The following is an 18,343-nucleotide window of genomic DNA, read 5'->3' on the forward strand; positions in this document are numbered from 1 at the left end:
CAGATGGCCATGCCGCTGCGTCAGTCCGTCAAGGTCGCCACATACTTGGCCGAACAGAAGCTCCGCCGACGTGACAAGTTTCCGCTGATCGTCGAGCTGGAACCGCTCTTCGCCTGCAACCTGGCCTGTGAGGGCTGCGGGAAGATCCAGCACCCGGCCGGGGTGCTCAAGCAGCGCATGCCGGTCGCGCAGGCCGTGGGCGCGGTACTGGAGTCCGGGGCGCCGATGGTGTCGATCGCCGGCGGCGAACCGCTGATGCACCCCCAGATCGACGAGATCGTCCGCCAGCTGGTGGCACGGCGCAAGTACGTGTTCCTGTGCACCAACGCCATGCTGCTGCGCAGGAAGATGGACAAGTTCACCCCGTCGCCGTACTTCGCGTTCGCCGTGCACATCGACGGGCTGCGCGAGCGGCACGACGAGTCCGTCGCGAAGGAGGGCGTGTTCGACGAGGCGGTGGCCGCCATCAAGGAGGCCAAGCGGCGCGGCTTCCGGGTCACCACCAACTCGACCTTCTTCAACACCGACACCCCGCAGACCGTCATCGAGGTACTCGACTACCTCAACGACGACCTCAGGGTCGACGAGATGATGATCTCGCCCGCCTACGCCTACGAGAAGGCCCCCGACCAGGAGCACTTCCTCGGTGTGGAGCAGACCCGCGAGCTGTTCAGGAAGGCGTTCGCCGGTGGCAACCGCCGTCGCTGGCGGCTCAACCACTCGCCCCTGTTCCTGGACTTCCTCGAGGGAAGGGTCGACTTCCCGTGCACCGCGTGGGCGATCCCGAACTACTCGCTCTTCGGCTGGCAGCGTCCCTGCTACCTGATGAGCGACGGCTATGTGCCGACGTACCGGGAACTGATCGAGAAGACCGACTGGGACAAGTACGGCCGCGGCAAGGACCCGCGCTGCGCCAACTGCATGGCGCACTGCGGCTACGAACCCACCGCCGTCCTCGCCACCACCGGGTCCCTGAAGGAGTCCCTGCGCGCCCTGCGCGAGACGGTCTCGGGAAACAGGGAGTGACGCCGTGACGGCTGTCCTCCTCGGGTCCCGAGGATGCCGGTGCGGCCGCCCGCCCCGCGGCGCAGGAGCCGGCGGATCCCGGTCGGGCCGGTGGTGGTGGGCGGGGACGCGCCGGTGTGGGTGCGGTCGACGACGACCACGCGTACGTCGGACGTCGGGGCGACGTCGCAGCGGATCGCGGAGCTGACGGCGTCGGGGGCCAGACCGTGCGGGCGGCGTGTCCGACGCAGGACGCGGCCCGGGGGAGGCCCGCGAGGCCGACCTGGGTGTGGCCTCGGGCAACGGCAAGGGGCAGATCCTCCTCGTGGCCGTCGTCGAGGACAACAGCGGTGCGGCGGGCGTGGGTTCGGCCGTGGCACTGGCACTGGCGCCGGGCGACGCCGATGTCGACGTGCCGGTACGGCGGTTCGGCGTTCCGGGGCAGTTCCTCGCGCACGCCGAGCGCGGTGAGGTGCCGGCGGACATCGGCCTGACGCCCGTCGGGATCGCCGGCCGGATCGGCGCGAGCCCGGACGTGGAGGAGGAGCGGCAGCTCCGGAACGAACCGCCCGGGAAACAGCGGGAGCAGTGGGGGCAAGGGGAACCACGGGAGCAACGGGAGGAACAGCCATGACCACTGCGGAGTCCGCCCCGGAGCCGTCGGAGCCGTCGGAGCCGTCGGAGCCGTCACGGGCGGCCGGGGACTTCGACCTCGGCGCACTGCTGGCCGAGCGCGGAGCCGAGCGCTACGAGCTGCACACCAGACACCTCAACCACCAGCTCCCGCGCATGCTGCACACCATCGGGTTCGACAAGGTCTACGAACGTGCCGAGGGAGCCCACTTCTGGGACGCGGACGGCAACGACCACCTGGACATGCTCGCCGGATTCGGGGTGATGGGCCTGGGGCGCCACCACCCCGTGGTCCGCAAGGCCCTGCACGACGTCCTCGACGCCTCGCTCGCCGACCTCACCCGCTTCGACTGCCCGCCGCTGCCCGGACTGCTGGCCGAGAAGCTGCTCACCCACAGTCCTCACCTGGACCGGGTGTTCTTCGGCAACAGCGGCACGGAGGCAGTCGAGACCGCGCTGAAGTTCGCCCGGTACGCCACCGGCAGGCCCCGCGTCCTGTACTGCGCGCACGCCTTCCACGGGCTGACCACCGGCTCCCTGTCCGTCAACGGTGAGTCCGGCTTCCGGGACGGATTCGCCCCACTGCTGCCCGACACGGCCGTACCCCTCGGCGATGTGGACGCGCTGGAAAAGGAGTTGGCCAAGGGCGACGTCGCCGCCCTCATCGTGGAACCCATCCAGGGCAAGGGCGTGCACGCGACCCCGCCCGGCTACCTGCGTACCGCCCAGGAGTTGTTGCACCGGCACAGGGCGCTGCTGATCGCCGACGAGGTGCAGACCGGGCTCGGACGGACCGGCGACTTCTACGCCTACCAGCACGAGGAAGGGGTCGAACCGGACCTGGTGTGCGTGGCCAAGGCGCTCTCCGGCGGTTACGTCCCGGTGGGGGCCACGCTCGGCAAGGACCGGATCTTCCGCAAGGTCTACTCGTCGATGGACCGGGTGCTGGTCCACTCGGCCAGCTTCGGGGGCAACGCCCAGGCCATGGCGGCCGGCCTCGCGGTGCTGTCGGTCATGGAGAACGAGCAGATCGTCGCGAACGTCCGGGCCACCGGGGAGCTGCTGCGGTCCCGGCTCGCGGCCCTCGTCGACACCTACGAGCTGCTCGCCGACGTCCGTGGCCGGGGCCTGATGATCGGCATCGAGTTCGGCCGGCCGCGGTCGCTGAAGCTGCGCGGTCGCTGGGCCATGCTGCAGGCCGCGCGCAAAGGGCTCTTCGCGCAGATGGTGGTCGTCCCGCTGCTGCAGAAGCACAGGATCCTCACCCAGGTCTCCGGCGACCACCTGGAGGTGATCAAGCTGATCCCGCCGCTGATCATCGGCGAGCGGGAGGTGGACCGGTTCGTGGACGCCTTCACCGCGGTCATGGACGATGCCCATGAGGGCGGTCTGGTGTGGGAGTTCGGCAGGACACTGGTGAAGCAGGCGGTCGCCGACCGGTGAGAACGACACTTCTTGCCCGGGAGGCAAAAAATTTGCCCCCCGGGCAAAGCTACGGCTGAATGGAGTCATGAGTTCCCCCGAGGCCGGGACGCCGGCCGAACCGGCCGACGCGCTTCCCGCGGTCGCCCCGCAGCTGCGCGCCCTCAGGCGCCGGGCCTCCCTGACGCTGGAGGCCGCCGCCCGCGACGCGGGACTGTCGCCCGCCCACCTCTCCCGGCTGGAGACCGGACAGCGCCAGCCCTCGCTGCCGATGCTGCTCTCCCTCGCCCGCGTCTACGGTACGACGGTCTCCGGACTGCTCGGTGAGACCGCCGCCGACCGTGAAGCCGTGGTGCGCGCCGCCGGCATGGAGCCGACCACGGCCGGCGGCTGGACCTACCGGCAGGCCGGTTCCGCGGGGCGCGGGATGCAGGCCCTGCGGGTCCTGGTCCCGCAGGGATCCCAGGGCGACATCGTTCGGGTCCACCCCGGCGAGGAGTGGCTGTACGTCCTCGGGGGGCGGCTGCGGCTCCGCCTCGGGGACACCCTGCACCGCCTCGCTCCGGGCGACAGCGCGCACTTCGACTCGCTGACGCCGCACCGCATCGCCGCCGAGGACCCCGACGGGGTCGAGCTGCTGTTCGTCCACACCCTGCTGCAGAGCCCCACGGCCGCCCTGTGCCTGGGCCCCACCCATGGAGATGTGTCATGAAGGACATGGAGGAGAAATTCCCTCGCGCCCTGTGGGTGAGGCTGTTCATCTACGTCGTGGTGGGCCACCTCTTCGCGGCCTTCATCTACCTGCTCTTCGAGCTGGGCGCGAAGGCGTAGCCCTCGAGGGGCCGCTCAGTCCAGCATGCGATCGCGCAGCCGCTCCCGGTACTCGGGGGTGAACCCGAGAGCCTGCTCGAGGTAGGGGTCCACGCCGCCCCAGGTCTCCTCGATCGTCTCGAGCGCGGCCGACAGATACTCGGCGCGGGCGTCGAACAGCGGGTCGAGCAGTTCCATGACCTCGGGTGAGTAGGCCGAGGCGGAGGTGGCGCTGCGGCGCACCTTGTAGCGGCGGTGCGCGGCGCTGGACTTCAGGTAGTCGTCGAAGATCGCGTCCCGTTCCACGCCCAGCGCGAGCAACGTCACCGCCACCGACAGGCCCGCGCGGTCCTTGCCCGCCGCGCAGTGCATCAGCGCGGGCAGGCTCTCCTCGGCGAGCGAGATCAGCACGCGGGAGTGTTCGGAGGTGCGCTGCGTCACGGTCGCGCGGTACGAGGCGATCATCCGGTCCGCTCCCTTGCCGTCGGCGAGGATCGCGCGGAGCTGGTCGAGGTCCCCGTCCCGGACCATCCTCCAGAACTCGGCGCCGTCGGCCGGGTCGCTCAGCGGCAGGTTCACATTGCGCACGCCGGGCAGCTCGATGTCCCGTCCGTCCAGCTTGTGGTCGGCCGCGTTACGGAAGTCGAAGACGGTGTGCAGTCCCAGGGAGGACAGGAAGGCTGCGTCCTCCTCGGTGGCGTGTGCGAGGTGGCCGCTGCGGAACAGCATCCCGTGCCGCACCCGGCGGCCGTCGACGGTCGGCAGGCCGCCCACGTCACGGAAATTGCGCACACCGGTGAGCTCGGGTTCGGTCGACGGGATCTGCTGCGTCACGGGGGCCCCTTTCCCACTCTGCGCCGCCGGCGCGGCGGCGTCGACGGGTGTCACCCGACGATACGACATGCCTGGCGGGGCCATGAGTTGGTGACCGGGCCGGCGGCGTGGCAGCCGGCGGTCTCGAGCCGCCTGCGCGGACGGACCCGTGACGGCTCCCGAGCGGCCCCCAGCCGGACCGAAAGGCCCCTTCTTCTGCTATTCGGGCGTTCTGTCCGTTTGGATAGTTTCGTCATAACATGCCCCGATAGAAAGGGAGATGGGAATGGGGTGGTGAGCATCGTCATAGAGGTGACGATGCGTTGTCGCCATGCTCACGTAATTTCGGTGTTTCGCAAGGGGATTCGGGGGTGCGTGACAATCGGGGCGACTCTGGGTGACGGTTTTTATGTCAATGGATCACACAAATGCGCCTTTGCTCGGAAGATCGCGCTTGTTCCTTTGCGTCCCGGTCGCCTACGTTCACCATCGATCCGGACAGACGCCTAATCCTGCCGCTGTCCGGAGCCTTCACACTCTGACCCGTGTGCGGCAGGAGCGGGGGACCCACAGGTACGACTGCCTGTTCCGGTCTCCGGAACGGCTCGGGGTTAAGCCGCGTTTCGGCGCGGCCGGGCATCTCCAGTCCGAACCCGACAGCTCACCTCGTAGGCGCCGGAGAGGAATTCGTCATGCCCGCAAAGGGTAAGCACCGCCGCCCCAGCGCTTTGCGTTTCACCCGTTCCATCGCCGTCGCCGGGACCGGTGGCGCCGCACTCGCCCTGCCGCTTCTCGGTGCCACCGGAGCGAACGCCGCCCCTGTGCAGATCGCTCCGGAAAAGGCCGTCCAGTCGTATTCCGTCGCCGGCAAGACGGCTGACGGCGTGAAGACCGACGGCGAAGAGGGGGGCGACGCCCGCACGTACATAGTGAAGGGCGGCGACTACCTGGCGAAGATCGCCGAGTCCGAGAGCGTCGACGGCGGCTGGAAGCAGCTCTACGCCGACAACCGCGAGGCTGTGGGCAGTGACCCGTCGCTCATCCACCCCGGTCTGAAGCTCTCGGTCGACGGCAAGGCCGCCGCGACCGGTACGCCGAAGAAGTCCTCTTCTCCCGAGAGGAGCGCTTCACCCTCTTCGTCCGCTCCGTCCTCCGCGTCGAAGCCGGCGGCGGCCGGTGAGTCCTCGGAGCAGTCCGCTTCGAAGCCGTCCTCGGACTCCTCCGAGCAGTCCGCGTCGAAGGCGTCCTCCGGTGCGGCGACCGTGAACCAGGCCGCGAACACCTCCGGTTACAGCTCGCCGGTGCCCGGCGGCGGCCTCGGCACCGCCTACAAGGTGGCCGGCAGCATGTGGTCCAGCGGCTACCACACCGGTGTCGACTTCGCCGTCCCGACGGGCACCTCCCTGAAGGCCGTGGGCCCGGGCACCGTCGTCTCCGCCGGCTGGGCCGGCGCGTACGGCAACCAGGTCGTCATCAAGCTGAACGACGGCCACTACGCCCAGTACGCCCACCTGTCCTCGCTGTCCGTCTCGGCCGGCCAGGCCGTGAGCGGCGGCCAGCAGGTCGGCCTCTCGGGCTCCACCGGCAACTCGACCGGCCCGCACCTGCACTTCGAGATCCGCACCACGCCGGACTACGGCTCGGACGTGGACCCGGTCTCCTACCTCCGCGGCAAGGGCGTCTCCATCGGCTGACCCCCGCGGCAACCTGCCCGGCACGCGCCGAAGGCCGGACCCCGATCCCCGGGTCCGGCCTTCGGCGCGTTCGGTGTGTTCGGTGTGTGCCCGGAGTGTTCCGTACGTCACGTCGCCCGCCGCCCAACATCCCCCTCCCGAGGGCTATTCCGGAATTGGCCGATGCTTTGCGAGTGGCTTATCTCACCGGCCGTCAATGCCTTCCTACGGTCGCGTAGGTCACATTCGAAGGTGAATCATGTCCGGTTGTGGCAGACGATTCGAAGAATGACAGCAAGCCAGTGATCGGGTCGTACGTGGCGGTGGGGGACAGCTTCACCGAGGGCGTCGGCGACCCCGGCCCCGGCGGGGCGTTCGTCGGCTGGGCCGACCGGTTCGCGGTACTCCTCGCCGACCGGCGCCCCGAAGGCGACTTCCAGTACACGAATCTCGCGGTGCGCGGGAAACTGCTCGACCAGGTCGTGGCCGACCAGCTCCCGCGGGCCGTCGAGCTGGCCCCCGCACTGGTTTCGTTCTGTGCGGGCGGCAACGACATCCTGCGCCCCGGCAGTGACCCGGACGAGGTGGCCGAGCGTTTCGAGCGGGCGATCGCCGCGCTCACGGCCGCCTCCGGCACGGTGCTGGTGACGACCGGGTTCGACACCCGGGGAGTGCCCCTGCTGAGGCATCTGCGCGGCAAGATCGCCACCTACAACGGGCACGTGCGGGCCGTCGCCGACCGGTACGGCTGTCCGGTGCTCGACCTGTGGTCCCTGAGGAGCATCCAGGACCGCAGGGCCTGGGACGCCGACCGGCTGCACCTGTCGCCCGAGGGACACACCCGCGTGGCGCTCCGCGCGGGCCAGGCCCTCGGCCTGGACATCCCGGCCGACCCGGAGCAGGCATGGCCCCCGCTGCCGCCGCGCGGCAGCCTCCACGTCCGGCGGGACGACGTCCAGTGGGCGCGCGAGTACCTGGTGCCGTGGATAGGACGCAGGCTGCGCGGGGAGTCGTCGGGGGACCATGTGACGGCGAAGGGAGTGCTGTCCCCGGGTGACATCAGGGAGCGCATCGCCGCGGTGGCCTGACACCGGGCGTGAGGGCGCGAAGGGGAGCGGGGAGGGGGCGCGTACGGAGCCCGGTGCGGGCGCGCGCACCCGTCTCCGCGGCGCCGCACCGACGCACATAATGGAATGTCTGACCGATTCCACTTGGAGGCATCGTGGCCGGTATCCGTTCCCAGAGCTCCGGGCTCCGTGCGCTACGGCCCGCGGCCTTCGGCGCGGACCCCGCCGGTGAGCGCATGGCGCGCATCCGCCGGTCCCCGCACTACCGGGACGGCGTGTTCCAGAATCCCAAAGGCCCCACCCGGCCCCGGCCCCCGGGCTCGTCCCGGGACCTGGCGAAGACCTACTTCGACAAGGAGACCCGGTCCCGCCGGGCCCCGCACCACCCCCTGCCGGTGCACGCCACCACTCTCGCCGACCTGGCCCGCCCGCCGGCCTTTGGACTGCGCCTGACCTGGATGGGACACTCCAGTGTGCTCGCGGAGATCGACGGGCGGCGGGTGCTGTTCGACCCCGTGTGGGGCGAGCGCTGCTCCCCGTTCCCCTTCGCAGGCCCGAAGCGGCTGCACCCGGCACCCCTGCCGTTGGCCGCGCTCGGCCCGGTCGACGTCGTCGTGATCTCGCACGACCACTACGACCACCTGGACCTGCCCACCATCAAGGCGCTGGCCGGCACGGACACGCTGTTCGCCGTGCCGCTCGGCGTGGGCGCCCATCTCGAGCACTGGGGCGTGTCCGCCGGCCGGCTGCGCGAACTGGACTGGCACGAGGCGACCGAGGCCGGCGGACTCACCCTCACCGCCACCCCGGCCCGCCACTTCTGCGGCCGGGGCCTGCGCAACACGCAGCACACCCTGTGGGCCTCCTGGGTCGTCGCGGGCGGGGAACACCGCGTCTACCACAGCGGGGACACCGGTTACTTCGACGGCTTCAAGGACATCGGCGCCGCCCACGGCCCCTTCGACGCGACGATGATCCAGATCGGCGCGTACTCGGACTTCTGGCCCAAGGGACAGTCGGACCCGATTCCGGGACCGGGTTCCTGGCCGGAGATCCACATGAACCCCGCCGAAGGCCTCCGGGCCCACCTCGACCTCCAGCAGGGCCGGCCGGGCGGAGTCCTCCTGCCGATCCACTGGGGCACCTTCAACCTGGCGCCGCATCCGTGGGCGGAGCCCGGCGAGTGGACCATGGCGGCGGCCGACGCGGTCGGGCAGCCCGCCGCCTTCCCCGTCCCGGGCCTGCCGTTCGAGCCCGCCGGGGAGCTGCCGGCCGAGCCGTGGTGGCGGGGCCTGGGACACGTCCCGGACCACAAGTGGCCGCTGCCCGACCCCGTCACCGACTCCTCCCACGAGGGCCTGGACCTGGTGGGGGAGGAATGATCCTTGGCCTCGATCGCTACTTTGAGTGATATTCATGAGTGGCGCACAGTGCGGGAGGGCCCCTGAGGAGGGCCTTTGAGATGGCCTCCGACCGGGCGGCCGGATGGAAGGACGAGGGCCGGGGAGCTGCGAGCTCCCCGGCCCTCGGCGTTTCCCGGTGACCATATCTGAGCAGGTCGGATCGATTGGCGCCCGTTCTTTGGTGAGGGGGAGGTGGGTTTATCGGTCTGTCGTACGAAGCCTCATACCAGAGCGGGACGCTGTCCGTGCGAGTTTGTCAACTGACCACCGCACATGATGCGGTGGTGGCTACGGTGAGTGTCGGTCGGGTGACGCATGGCCGACGCCCTCGGCCTTCCGAGGCGTCCCCGACCGGTACGGCGACACCGCGACGACACCCGTCGCTCGGCGCATCGCGCCACGGGGTCGCGCCCATCAGATCGGATCAGGGAGCGGGGACCGGTAGGTGCAGGCAGAAGGCGGAGGCGGACGAGAAAGAGGCCGGGGTGCCACGCCCCGGCGCTCGGTCCCGGCCGGCGCCTCGGGCGTGACCGGTGCGCCCGGCGCGCCTGCCGGGTCGCAGACAGCCGCGGGCGTCCCGGACGGGCCGCCGGCCGGCCCGCGTGCCGATGCCGGCGACGGGCGTACTCCCGTACCACGCGGCGGCGAGCCGCGCGATGCACGGAACCGCTCCCGCGCGCCCGGCGGCCGTGGCGCCACGCGCTCACCCCGCACCCAGGACCGACGGACCAGTTCGAGGACACCCATGCCCGACCCCCGCCCTCCCGCCGGTCCGCCCTCCCGCACGGACCGCCGGGAGGGCGGACGGCACGGACGCCCGCCCTCCCGGCCCGCCCCCGCGCACCCCGAGGCGCAGATACGGCCCCAGTTGCTGCGGCTCGCCGTCCTGCCGCCCGTGGCGGTCGCCCTCAGCGCCTGCGCCGCCGTGCTGTTCCTCATCCGCTCCACCGGCGTACGGCCGGGCGCGCCCCTGTGGGGCGTGCTCGGCGGCGCGGTGTCGGTGACCCTCGCCGGCATCGTCATCGCCGCCGTCGCCGCCGACCGCGCGGCGCAGGCCGTGCACGACCGCGTCGAGCGCCTGCGCCGGAGCACGGCCCGGCGCGAGGCCGATCTGCATGCCCTCGTGGACACCCTGCGCCGCGGCGACGGCCCGCCCCCGCGCACGCAGCCGGGCAGAACGCCGGGGGACGCCGACGAGTTCGACCGGCTCGCCGCCGACCTGTCCCGGGCCCACGACAGCGCCGTCACCGCCGTCGTCCAGGCGTCCCGGCTCTCCAGCCAGGCGGGCAGCGAGCAGAAGCTCGAGGTGTTCGTCAACCTGGCCCGGCGTCTGCAGTCCCTGGTGCACCGTGAGATCTCCATCCTCGACGAGATGGAGAACGAGATCGAGGACCCCGACCTGCTCAAGGGCCTCTTCCACGTCGACCATCTCGCGACCCGCATCCGCCGCCACGCCGAGAACCTAGCCGTCCTCGGCGGGGCCGTCTCCCGGAGGCAGTGGAGCCACCCGGTCTCCATGACCGAGGTGCTGCGCTCGGCCATCGCCGAGGTCGAGCAGTACTCACGGGTCAAACTCGTGCCGCCGGTCGACGGCACCCTGCGCGGGCACGCCGTCGCCGACGTCATCCACCTGCTCGCCGAACTCGTCGAGAACGCCACGCTGTACTCCGCCCCGCACACCCAGGTGCTGCTGCGCGCCGGTCTCGTCACCTCCGGGCTCGCCGTCGAGGTCGAGGACCGCGGGCTCGGCATGCCCGTGGGCGAGCAGGACCGGATGAACGCCCTGCTCGCCGACCCCGACCAGGTCAATGTCGCCAGCCTGCTGGCCGACGGGCGCATCGGCCTGTACGTGGTCTCGCAGCTCGCGCGGCGGCACGGCATCCAGGTCCGGCTCCAGAACAACATCTACGGCGGAGTGCAAGCCGTGCTCGTGGTGCCGCAGGCCCTGCTCGGCGCCGAGCAGTGGTCCGCGGAGCAGGGCGCGGGCGCAGGCCGGCTGCCCCGGAATCACGCGGCACCGGGCGCGGAACACAGCGGCGGACCGGTACACCGGCCCGCGCATGCCGTCCCCGCGTCCGGCAGCCTCCCGCCGAACGGTCCCGCCGGGCACGGGGGCGGCCGGCAGCCGGCCGGGCCGCAGACGGGCACCGGTCCGTACGCCGACGACACCGGCCCGCAGACCGGGCCCGACGCGCGGACCGGCCTCGTGCGGCAGACCGGATCCGGCCTGTCGCCGGAATCCGGGAGCGGGACGTCCCTCACCCCGGTGTCGCCCCCCGCCGTACCGTCCGCGCGGCACCATGACCGGGCCACCGCCCCGGCCCCGACGGCTCCCGACGGCGTGGCGCCACCCCTGCCGCTGCGCGGCGCCCGCGCGGTGCGGCCCAATCCGGCCGAGGCCGTGCCCGGGGTCACCCCGGGCGACCGGCGGACGCTCGAGGAGAGCGGGATCGGGACCGTTCCCCTCACCCCACGCAGCACCACGGTGCGCGGCACCACGGGCAGGCCCCGACTGCCCCTCCGCCGTGCCCAGGAACACCTGGCGCCCCAGCTCCGCGACGGTCCCACGCCGCGCCAGGACACCGAGCACGTCGCCGGGCACGACCCCCACCTGATGGCGGCCTTCCGGCGGGGCGTCAGCCTCGCCGAAACCCAACAGTCCATGGACACGGGCCACATGGGGAACGAGGACGTGGGCCGCGGCGACCTGTGCCATGACGGCACGGCCGACGACCACATGGCGGGCGACCACACGGCGTCCCTGCCCGGGCCGCCGTCGTCACCCATGGGCGAGCGCCCCAGTCCCCCCGCCCACCCGATGGACACCCACTCCGTCGACACCCACTCCGTCGACACCCACTACGTGGCCGCCCGCTTCACGGACCCGCACCACAGCGTCACGACTCACGCGATGGAGTCCCCCACCACGGAGTCCCACCCCGCCGACGCGCGTCCCACGCGTGCGGCAGCCCAGGAAGCACGCGGAGCCCGCGACGGCGTGCCCGCGCCCCGCACCGACCACCCCACCGCACGGCACGACGGGAGCGCACCCGCCGGATGAGCACGCCCGCACCCTCCTCCCCCTACCGGGCCCTCACCTCCCCGCCCGTCCCCGCCCCCAGCGCTCCCGCAGACCTTCGTACCCCAAGGAGTCGATCCACCATGGCGAGCGATGCGCCGACCGCCCACGTTTCCGATCTCGACTGGCTGATGAGCGGCCTCGTGCAACGGGTGCCGCACACCTCCAGCGCCGTACTGCTCTCCTGCGACGGGCTGGTGAAGTCCGTGCACGGTCTCGACGCGGACAGCGCCGACCACATGGCAGCCCTGGCCTCCGGCCTCTACTCCCTCGGCCGCAGTGCCGGCATCCGCTTCGCCGGGGGCGGCGACGTCCGCCAGGTCGTCGTCGAACTCGACTCGATGCTGCTGTTCGTCTCCACCGCCGGTTCCGGCACCTGCCTCGCCGTGCTGGCCGGCCGCGAGGCCGACGCGGCGGTGCTCGGCTACGAGATGGCCATGCTGGTCAAGAGCGTGCGGCCGTACCTGGTGACCGCCCCCCGGCAGCCCGCCGTCGAACCGCCGGCGATGAGGCCTTGAACGTGACGACGGCCGGTGACGGCCCCTGGCTGGACGACGCGGCCGGGCGGTTGGTGCGCCCCTTCACCGTCAGCGACGGCCGCACCCGCCCCACCGTCGAACTCGACCTGATGTCACAGGTGATGGCCACCGGGGCCACCCCCTTCGGTTACCTCGGCCCCGAGCACGCGCAGGCACTCGAACTGTGCCGCGCGCCCCTCCCGGTCGCCGAGGTGGCCGCCCACCTCAAGCTGCCGCTGGCCGTCACCAAGGTGCTGCTGGCGGACCTCGTCGACAGCGGAGGCCTCACCACCAAGCCCCCCGTGTTCGACCACAACCCGACGGACCGGGCCCTTCTGGAGGCAGTGCTTGATGGACTACGACGACAGCTCTGACCGCGGCGCAGCCGCCGACGTGTTCCCCACCGCGCTCAAGATCCTCGTGGCGGGCGGGTTCGGCGTGGGCAAGACCACCTTCGTCGGCGCGGTCAGCGAGATCGCGCCGCTCAGCACGGAGGAACTGCTCACCACGGTCAGCGCTGCCACCGACCGGCTCGACGGCATCGAGAACAAGGTCGAGACGACCGTGGCGATGGACTTCGGCCGCATCACCCTGGACCGGGAACACGTGCTCTACCTGTTCGGCACACCGGGCCAGGAACGCTTCTGGTTCATGTGGGACGAACTCTGCGAGGGCGCCCTCGGCGCGGTCGTCATCGCCGACACCCGACGCCTGGAGGAGTGCTTCGCCGCCGTCGACTTCTTCGAGCAACGCGGCCTCGGCTTCATCATCGCCGTCAACGAGTTCGACGGCGCCTTCCGCTACGACCCCCAGGAGGTACGCACAGCCCTGGACCTGCCGGCCGGAATCCCCGTCGTGTGCTGCGACGCCCGGATCTCCAGCTCGGGCGTCCAGACCCTGCTGACCCTGGTCCGCCATCTCATCGCCCACGCCCCGGCCCCCGCGACGGGGTACCGCGCCCACATGTGATCCCCACACACCACCACGGAGCCCGTATATGACATGTGCCCACATTCAGGGAGCCCGCCCATGAGCTACGACCCGCCGCGTCCGGCCGGTCGTCTGCTGCTCACCCCCGAGGACAAGGAAGCCCCGGCCCGCATCGAGCGGCTGCGCCGGCTGGGACTGGGCGAGCGTCCCGAGCCCACGCTCGACGCCTTCGCGTACGGGCTCGCCGAGCTCACGGGGGCGGTGTACGCCATGGTCAACTTCCTGGGGGAGGAGGGACAGTTCTTCGCCGGGCTGCACACCCCGGCGGTCGCCCCCGTCGTCCGCGGCGACGGCACCGGCGCACTGCTGGGCCGGTCGCTGCCCCGCGACCACGGCTTCTGCCCCCATGTGGTGGCCCGCCGCAAGGCACTGGTCCTGGGGGACGTGAGCGACTATCCCCGGTTCGCGGGCAACCCGGTCGTCGACGAGTTCGGGGTGCGCTCCTACCTGGGTGCCCCGCTCATCGACAGCACCGGCACGGTGCTGGGCACCGTGTCCGTCTCCGACATCCGCCCCCGGGCCTGGGGACAGGAAGGGCTCGCCGCCATCAAGGAACGGGCCGCGGATCTCGTCGTACGCCTCGAACACGGGGAGAGACACGGACTGCCCTTCTGAAACCGCGGAGACGGGCCCGCTTCTTCGAGCCCGCGGACGCGGTGTGCTGCGGCCGATGGGGTGACGGCGTGAAGGAAAGCTGTGGCCGCGCTTAAGAAATCCTCGATGGACCGGTGATGGTGTCGTACGGCAGATTGCAGTGCGATCCCACCCCGCTTCCGGCCAGGGCTGCTCCGGCATGCCCGGAGCCGGGACTCACCCCGAGGAGCCGTGGCGTTGAAGGCGCTCGTCAAGGACAAGGCCGAACCCGGGCTGTGGCTCGCGGACGTCCCGGAGCCGGCCGTCGGCCCCGGCGAGGTACTCATCAAGGTGCTGCGCACCGGTATCTGCGGTACCGACCTGCACATCCGTGCCTGGGACGGCTGGGCCCGGCAGACGATCAGCACCCCGCTGATCCTCGGGCACGAGTTCGTCGGCGAGGTCGTCGAGACCGGCCGGGACGTCGGCGAGATCAAGACCGGTGACCGGGTCAGCGGCGAGGGCCACCTGGTGTGCGGCAAGTGCCGCAACTGTCAGGCCGGCCGTCGGCACCTGTGCCGTGCCACCATCGGCCTCGGCGTCGGCCGCGACGGCGCGTTCGCCGAGTACGTCACCCTGCCCGCGGCCAACGTCTGGGTGCACCGCGTCCCCGTCGACCTCGATGTCGCCGCGATCTTCGACCCGTTCGGCAACGCCGTGCACACCGCCCTGTCCTTCCCGCTCGTCGGCGAGGACGTCCTGATCACCGGTGCCGGACCGATCGGCCTGATGGCCGCCGCGGTGGCCCGGCACGCCGGCGCCCGCCACGTCATGATCACCGACGTCAGCGAGGAGCGTCTGGAACTCGCCCGCAAGATCGGCGTGAGCCTGGCGCTGAACGTGCGGGACTCGGCGATCGCCGACGGGCAGCACCTCCTCGGCCTGCGCGAGGGCTTCGACATCGGCCTCGAGATGTCCGGCCGGCCCGAGGCGCTGCGCGACATGATCGCCAACATGACCCATGGCGGCCGGATCGCGATGCTCGGCCTGCCGGCCGAGGAGTTTGCGGTCGACTGGTCCCGGATCGTCACCTCGATGATCACCCTCAAGGGGATCTACGGCCGTGAGATGTTCGAGACCTGGTACGCCATGTCGGTGCTCCTCGAAGGCGGCCTGGACCTCGCCCCCGTGATCACCGGCCGGTACTCCCACCGCGACTTCGAGGCGGCCTTCGAGGACGCGGCGAGCGGCCGCAGCGGAAAAATCATCCTCGACTGGACGGCGTAGCCCGCCTCGCGCCGTTCTCGGCGCCCCCTCCTCCCCTTCCTCTTCCGCGAGCACTTTCAGGAGCTTCCCGATGTTCGACTCCGTGCGCGACGACCTCCGCGCCACCCTCGACGAGATCCGCGCCGCCGGACTGCACAAGCCCGAGCGCGTGATCGGCACCCCGCAGTCCGCCACGGTGAACGTCACCGCGGGCGGCCAGCCCGGTGAGGTCCTCAACTTCTGCGCCAACAACTACCTCGGCCTCGCCGACCACCCCGAGGTGCTCGCCGCCGCCCACGAGGCCCTCGACCGCTGGGGCTACGGCATGGCCTCGGTGCGCTTCATCTGCGGCACGCAGGAGGTGCACAAGGACCTGGAGGCGCGGCTGTCGGCGTTCCTCGGCCAGGAGGACACGATCCTCTACTCGTCCTGCTTCGACGCCAACGGAGGCGTGTTCGAGACCCTGCTCGGCGCGCAGGACGCGGTGATCTCCGACGCGCTGAACCACGCGTCGATCATCGACGGCATCCGCCTGTCCAAGGCCCGCCGCTTCCGCTACGCCAACCGCGACATGGCCGACCTGGAACGCCAGTTGAAGGAGGCCACCGAGGGCGGGGCGCGCCGCAAGCTGATCGTCACCGACGGCGTCTTCTCCATGGACGGCCATGTCGCACCGCTGGCCGAGATCTGCGACCTCGCCGAACGTCACGACGCCATGGTCATGGTCGACGACTCGCACGCCGTGGGCTTCGTCGGACCCGGCGGACGAGGCACGCCCGAACTGCACGGCGTCATGGACCGCGTCGACATCCTCACCGGCACCCTCGGCAAGGCACTCGGCGGTGCCTCCGGCGGCTATGTCGCCGCCCGCGCGGAGATCGTCGCCCTGCTGCGCCAGCGCTCCCGGCCGTACCTGTTCTCGAACACGCTCGCCCCGGTGATCGCCGCGGCCTCGCTGAAGGTCCTCGACCTGCTGGAGTCCGCCGACGACCTGCGGGTCCGGCTGGGCGAGAACACCGCCCTGTTCCGCCGCCGGATGACCGAGGAGGGCTTCGACATCCTCCCCGGCGACCACCCCATCGCCCCGGTGATGATCGGCGACGCGTCCCGCGCGGGACGCCTGGCGGAGCTGCTGCTGGAGCGCGGTGTCTACGTGATCGGCTTCTCCTACCCCGTGGTGCCCGAGGGGCAGGCCCGGATCCGGGTCCAACTGTCCGCCGCGCACTCGACCGAGGACGTGAACCGCGTGGTGGAGGCCTTCGTGGCGGCGCGGGCGGAGCTCGACGCCTGAGAGAATCGGTTGCATGATCGAGGCACGGCGGCTCCACATCCTCCGTGCGGTGGCCGACCACCGCACGGTCACGGCGGCGGCCGCCGCGCTGTATCTGACACCGTCCGCGGTGTCCCAGCAGCTTGCCGCGCTGGAGCAGGAGACCGGCCACCGGCTGGTGGAGCGGGGTGCCAAGGGCGTACGGCTGACCCCGGCCGGTGAGATCCTGCTCGGCCACACCCATGTGGTCCTCGCCCAGCTGGAGCGGGCCGCGGCCGAACTCGCCGCATACGGTTCGGGCGCGGCCGGCACCGTCACCGTCGCCTCCTTCGCGACCGGGATCGCCCAGGTCGTCGTCCCCGCGGTGGTCCGCCTCGCCGCGGGGGCGCCCGGTATCCGCATCCGTGTCCAGGACGCCGAGGGCGACGCCAGCCTGCCGATGCTCCTGGACCGGCAGGTCGACGTGGCCGTGGCCGTCGAGTACCGCGGGGCGCCGGCCGCCGACGACCCCCGCCTGACGCACGTCCCCCTGTACGCGGAGCCCTTCGACGCGGTCGTCCCCGTCACGCACCGGTTGGCCGACATCGCCGAGGTACCGCTGGCCGAGCTGGCCAAGGACCCGTGGATCGGCCCGTACCCCGGCAACCCCTGCCACGATGTCGTCGTCCTGGCCTGCGAGAACGCCGGATTCCAGCCCCGGCTCGAGCACTCCTCGGACGACTTCCGCGCGGTGGTGGCCCTGGCCTCGGCGGACGTGGGCGTCGCACTGGTCCCGCGCTCGGCGCTGCGCGGCACGGACCTGACCGGCGTGACCGTCCGACCGGTCGACGGTGTCGCGCCGACACGCCGGGTCTTCGCCGCCGTACGCCGGGGAGCCGAGGGCCACCCGCTGATCCGCCCGGTCCTGGACGCGCTCGGCGAGGCCGCCGGCGAGGCGTAGGGCCGGACACGGCGGCGTCGGCGGCGTCGATTCCCCGTTCCCGGGCCGGCCTCCTCCCGGCGGAACCGAAGCGGTCCGTCCGGCCGTCCCCGCAGTCGGCCGTGCGGCTGCGCGAGGCACATGGGCCACGCGGGAACGGACTCGAGGAGAAGACGCGCTCGTGGAAGCAGCGGACACCTTGTCGATGACCGGCGTGCCCCTCGGCCGCGCCACCCTGGTCGGCGTGGTCTCCCCGTTCGTGCCCCACCTGTCCGTGCCCGTCTTCCCGGGCACGGACAGGTCCATCTGACCGCGCGTCGCCCGACCGCCCACGCGGGACGGGTTCTTGTCGTCTCGCCCGCCGCGCTCCCCGGCGCCCGCACGGCCCCTCGCCGCTGCCACCGGGTGATTGTCAGTGCCGACCGCTACGGTGCCTGCCATGCCGGATGCCGAAGACGTACGACGGATCGCGCTGTCCCTGCCGGACACGACGGAGAAAGTGGCCTGGAGCATGCCCACGTTCCGGGTGGCGGGGAAGATGTTCGTCACCCTGCCCGAGGACGAGACGTCCATCGCCGTGCGCTGTCCCAAGGAGGAGCGCGACGAACTGGCCCTCGCGGAGCCGGAGAAGTTCTGGACAGCCGGCCACGAGGCGCAGTTCGCCTGGGTCCGGGCCCGCCTCGCCGCCCTGGAGGACGAGGACGAACTGCGTGACATCCTCGCCGACTCCTGGCGTCAGGCGGCCCCGCCCCGGTTGCTCGACGCCCATCCCGGGCTGGGCCGGCCGCCGGGGGAGTGAGCACGCGGGGCTTCGTCGGCGAAGGCGTCGGCCGTTGGTTCGGGGCCCGGCCGGAGCGGCGATCAGAACGGGCCCCGACTCCTCGAAGGCGCTGCCACTCGGC

The 18,343-nt window shown here is 71.7% G+C and carries 18 protein-coding genes, 2 pseudogenes and 1 riboswitch; of the genes and pseudogenes, 19 read left to right on the top strand and 1 reads right to left on the bottom strand.

The window, feature by feature from the left end; translation table 11 throughout:
* Positions 1 to 3: 3 nt before the first annotated feature.
* The 6 genes and pseudogenes from hpnH to ACWZEH_RS31115 all read left to right on the top strand — a co-directional run bounded on the left by hpnH (position 4) and on the right by ACWZEH_RS31115 (position 3,891).
* On the top strand, positions 4 to 1,026 hold the full coding sequence (gene hpnH / locus ACWZEH_RS31090) for an adenosyl-hopene transferase HpnH (protein WP_456194388.1): 1,023 nt from the start codon (positions 4 to 6) through the stop codon (positions 1,024 to 1,026).
* Between the two features lie 33 nt (positions 1,027 to 1,059).
* A pseudogene (locus ACWZEH_RS31095) lies at positions 1,060 to 1,277 on the top strand (flavodoxin-dependent (E)-4-hydroxy-3-methylbut-2-enyl-diphosphate synthase); the annotation flags it as partial.
* Positions 1,278 to 1,327: 50 nt separating this feature from the next.
* Positions 1,328 to 1,639: pseudogene (locus tag ACWZEH_RS31100) on the top strand (1-deoxy-D-xylulose-5-phosphate synthase); the annotation flags it as partial.
* Positions 1,636 to 3,081, top strand: coding sequence for an aspartate aminotransferase family protein (locus ACWZEH_RS31105; protein WP_456194389.1), 1,446 nt, complete (start codon positions 1,636 to 1,638; stop codon positions 3,079 to 3,081). The pseudogene ACWZEH_RS31100 and the gene ACWZEH_RS31105, both read left to right, overlap by 4 nt.
* A gap of 67 nt (positions 3,082 to 3,148) precedes the next feature.
* Positions 3,149 to 3,772 carry a helix-turn-helix domain-containing protein gene (locus ACWZEH_RS31110; RefSeq protein ID WP_456194390.1) on the top strand — a complete coding sequence of 208 codons (624 nt, stop codon included), beginning with the start codon at positions 3,149 to 3,151 and terminating at the stop codon, positions 3,770 to 3,772.
* A complete protein-coding gene (locus ACWZEH_RS31115; RefSeq protein WP_384023001.1) occupies positions 3,769 to 3,891 on the top strand; it encodes a DUF6126 family protein in 123 nt (40 codons plus the stop codon). The genes ACWZEH_RS31110 and ACWZEH_RS31115 overlap by 4 nt, the downstream gene beginning before the upstream one ends.
* A 15-nt stretch (positions 3,892 to 3,906) precedes the next feature.
* Here the strand turns inward: ACWZEH_RS31115 and ACWZEH_RS31120 are convergent, their stop codons facing one another.
* A complete protein-coding gene (locus tag ACWZEH_RS31120; RefSeq protein ID WP_456194391.1) occupies positions 3,907 to 4,704 on the bottom strand; it encodes a tyrosine-protein phosphatase in 798 nt (265 codons plus the stop codon).
* A 505-nt stretch (positions 4,705 to 5,209) separates the two neighbouring features.
* A riboswitch (cyclic di-AMP (ydaO/yuaA leader) is annotated at positions 5,210 to 5,373 on the top strand.
* Positions 5,374 to 5,375: 2 nt separating this feature from the next.
* On the opposite strand from ACWZEH_RS31120, the gene ACWZEH_RS31125 reads away from it, so the two are divergent.
* From ACWZEH_RS31125 to ACWZEH_RS31185, 13 genes are all read left to right on the top strand, one after another.
* Positions 5,376 to 6,377, top strand: coding sequence for a M23 family metallopeptidase (locus tag ACWZEH_RS31125; RefSeq protein WP_456194392.1), 1,002 nt, complete (start codon positions 5,376 to 5,378; stop codon positions 6,375 to 6,377).
* Between the two features lie 281 nt (positions 6,378 to 6,658).
* Positions 6,659 to 7,444, top strand: a complete 786-nt coding sequence (locus tag ACWZEH_RS31130) for an SGNH/GDSL hydrolase family protein (protein WP_456199931.1) — start codon at positions 6,659 to 6,661, stop codon at positions 7,442 to 7,444.
* Between the two features lie 134 nt (positions 7,445 to 7,578).
* Positions 7,579 to 8,805 (top strand): MBL fold metallo-hydrolase, encoded by a 1,227-nt coding sequence (locus tag ACWZEH_RS31135; protein WP_456194393.1) that lies wholly within the window; start codon positions 7,579 to 7,581, stop codon positions 8,803 to 8,805.
* A gap of 766 nt (positions 8,806 to 9,571) precedes the next feature.
* Positions 9,572 to 11,887: an ATP-binding protein gene (locus tag ACWZEH_RS31140; RefSeq protein ID WP_456194394.1), complete on the top strand. Its 2,316-nt coding sequence runs from the start codon at positions 9,572 to 9,574 to the stop codon at positions 11,885 to 11,887.
* 101 nt (positions 11,888 to 11,988) lie between these two features.
* On the top strand, positions 11,989 to 12,423 hold the full coding sequence (locus ACWZEH_RS31145; RefSeq protein WP_456194395.1) for a roadblock/LC7 domain-containing protein: 435 nt from the start codon (positions 11,989 to 11,991) through the stop codon (positions 12,421 to 12,423).
* 2 nt (positions 12,424 to 12,425) lie between these two features.
* Positions 12,426 to 12,797 (top strand): DUF742 domain-containing protein, encoded by a 372-nt coding sequence (locus ACWZEH_RS31150; RefSeq protein ID WP_456194396.1) that lies wholly within the window; start codon positions 12,426 to 12,428, stop codon positions 12,795 to 12,797.
* Entirely contained in the window at positions 12,775 to 13,392 is a 618-nt protein-coding gene (locus tag ACWZEH_RS31155; protein WP_456194397.1) for a GTP-binding protein, read from the top strand. The genes ACWZEH_RS31150 and ACWZEH_RS31155 overlap by 23 nt, the downstream gene beginning before the upstream one ends.
* A gap of 60 nt (positions 13,393 to 13,452) precedes the next feature.
* Positions 13,453 to 14,028: a GAF domain-containing protein gene (locus ACWZEH_RS31160; protein WP_456194398.1), complete on the top strand. Its 576-nt coding sequence runs from the start codon at positions 13,453 to 13,455 to the stop codon at positions 14,026 to 14,028.
* Between the two features lie 216 nt (positions 14,029 to 14,244).
* Positions 14,245 to 15,273, top strand: a complete 1,029-nt coding sequence (gene tdh / locus ACWZEH_RS31165) for an L-threonine 3-dehydrogenase (protein ID WP_456199932.1) — start codon at positions 14,245 to 14,247, stop codon at positions 15,271 to 15,273.
* Positions 15,274 to 15,343: 70 nt separating this feature from the next.
* Entirely contained in the window at positions 15,344 to 16,543 is a 1,200-nt protein-coding gene (locus tag ACWZEH_RS31170; protein ID WP_456194399.1) for a glycine C-acetyltransferase, read from the top strand.
* Between the two features lie 13 nt (positions 16,544 to 16,556).
* Positions 16,557 to 17,462 (top strand): LysR family transcriptional regulator, encoded by a 906-nt coding sequence (locus tag ACWZEH_RS31175; RefSeq protein ID WP_456194400.1) that lies wholly within the window; start codon positions 16,557 to 16,559, stop codon positions 17,460 to 17,462.
* 160 nt (positions 17,463 to 17,622) lie between these two features.
* Positions 17,623 to 17,751, top strand: a complete 129-nt coding sequence (locus ACWZEH_RS31180) for a hypothetical protein (RefSeq protein ID WP_456194401.1) — start codon at positions 17,623 to 17,625, stop codon at positions 17,749 to 17,751.
* A 129-nt stretch (positions 17,752 to 17,880) separates the two neighbouring features.
* Positions 17,881 to 18,240: an MmcQ/YjbR family DNA-binding protein gene (locus ACWZEH_RS31185; RefSeq protein ID WP_456194402.1), complete on the top strand. Its 360-nt coding sequence runs from the start codon at positions 17,881 to 17,883 to the stop codon at positions 18,238 to 18,240.
* The last annotated feature ends 103 nt before the right edge of the window (positions 18,241 to 18,343 follow it).

Source organism: Streptomyces yamdrokensis (assembly GCF_053890455.1).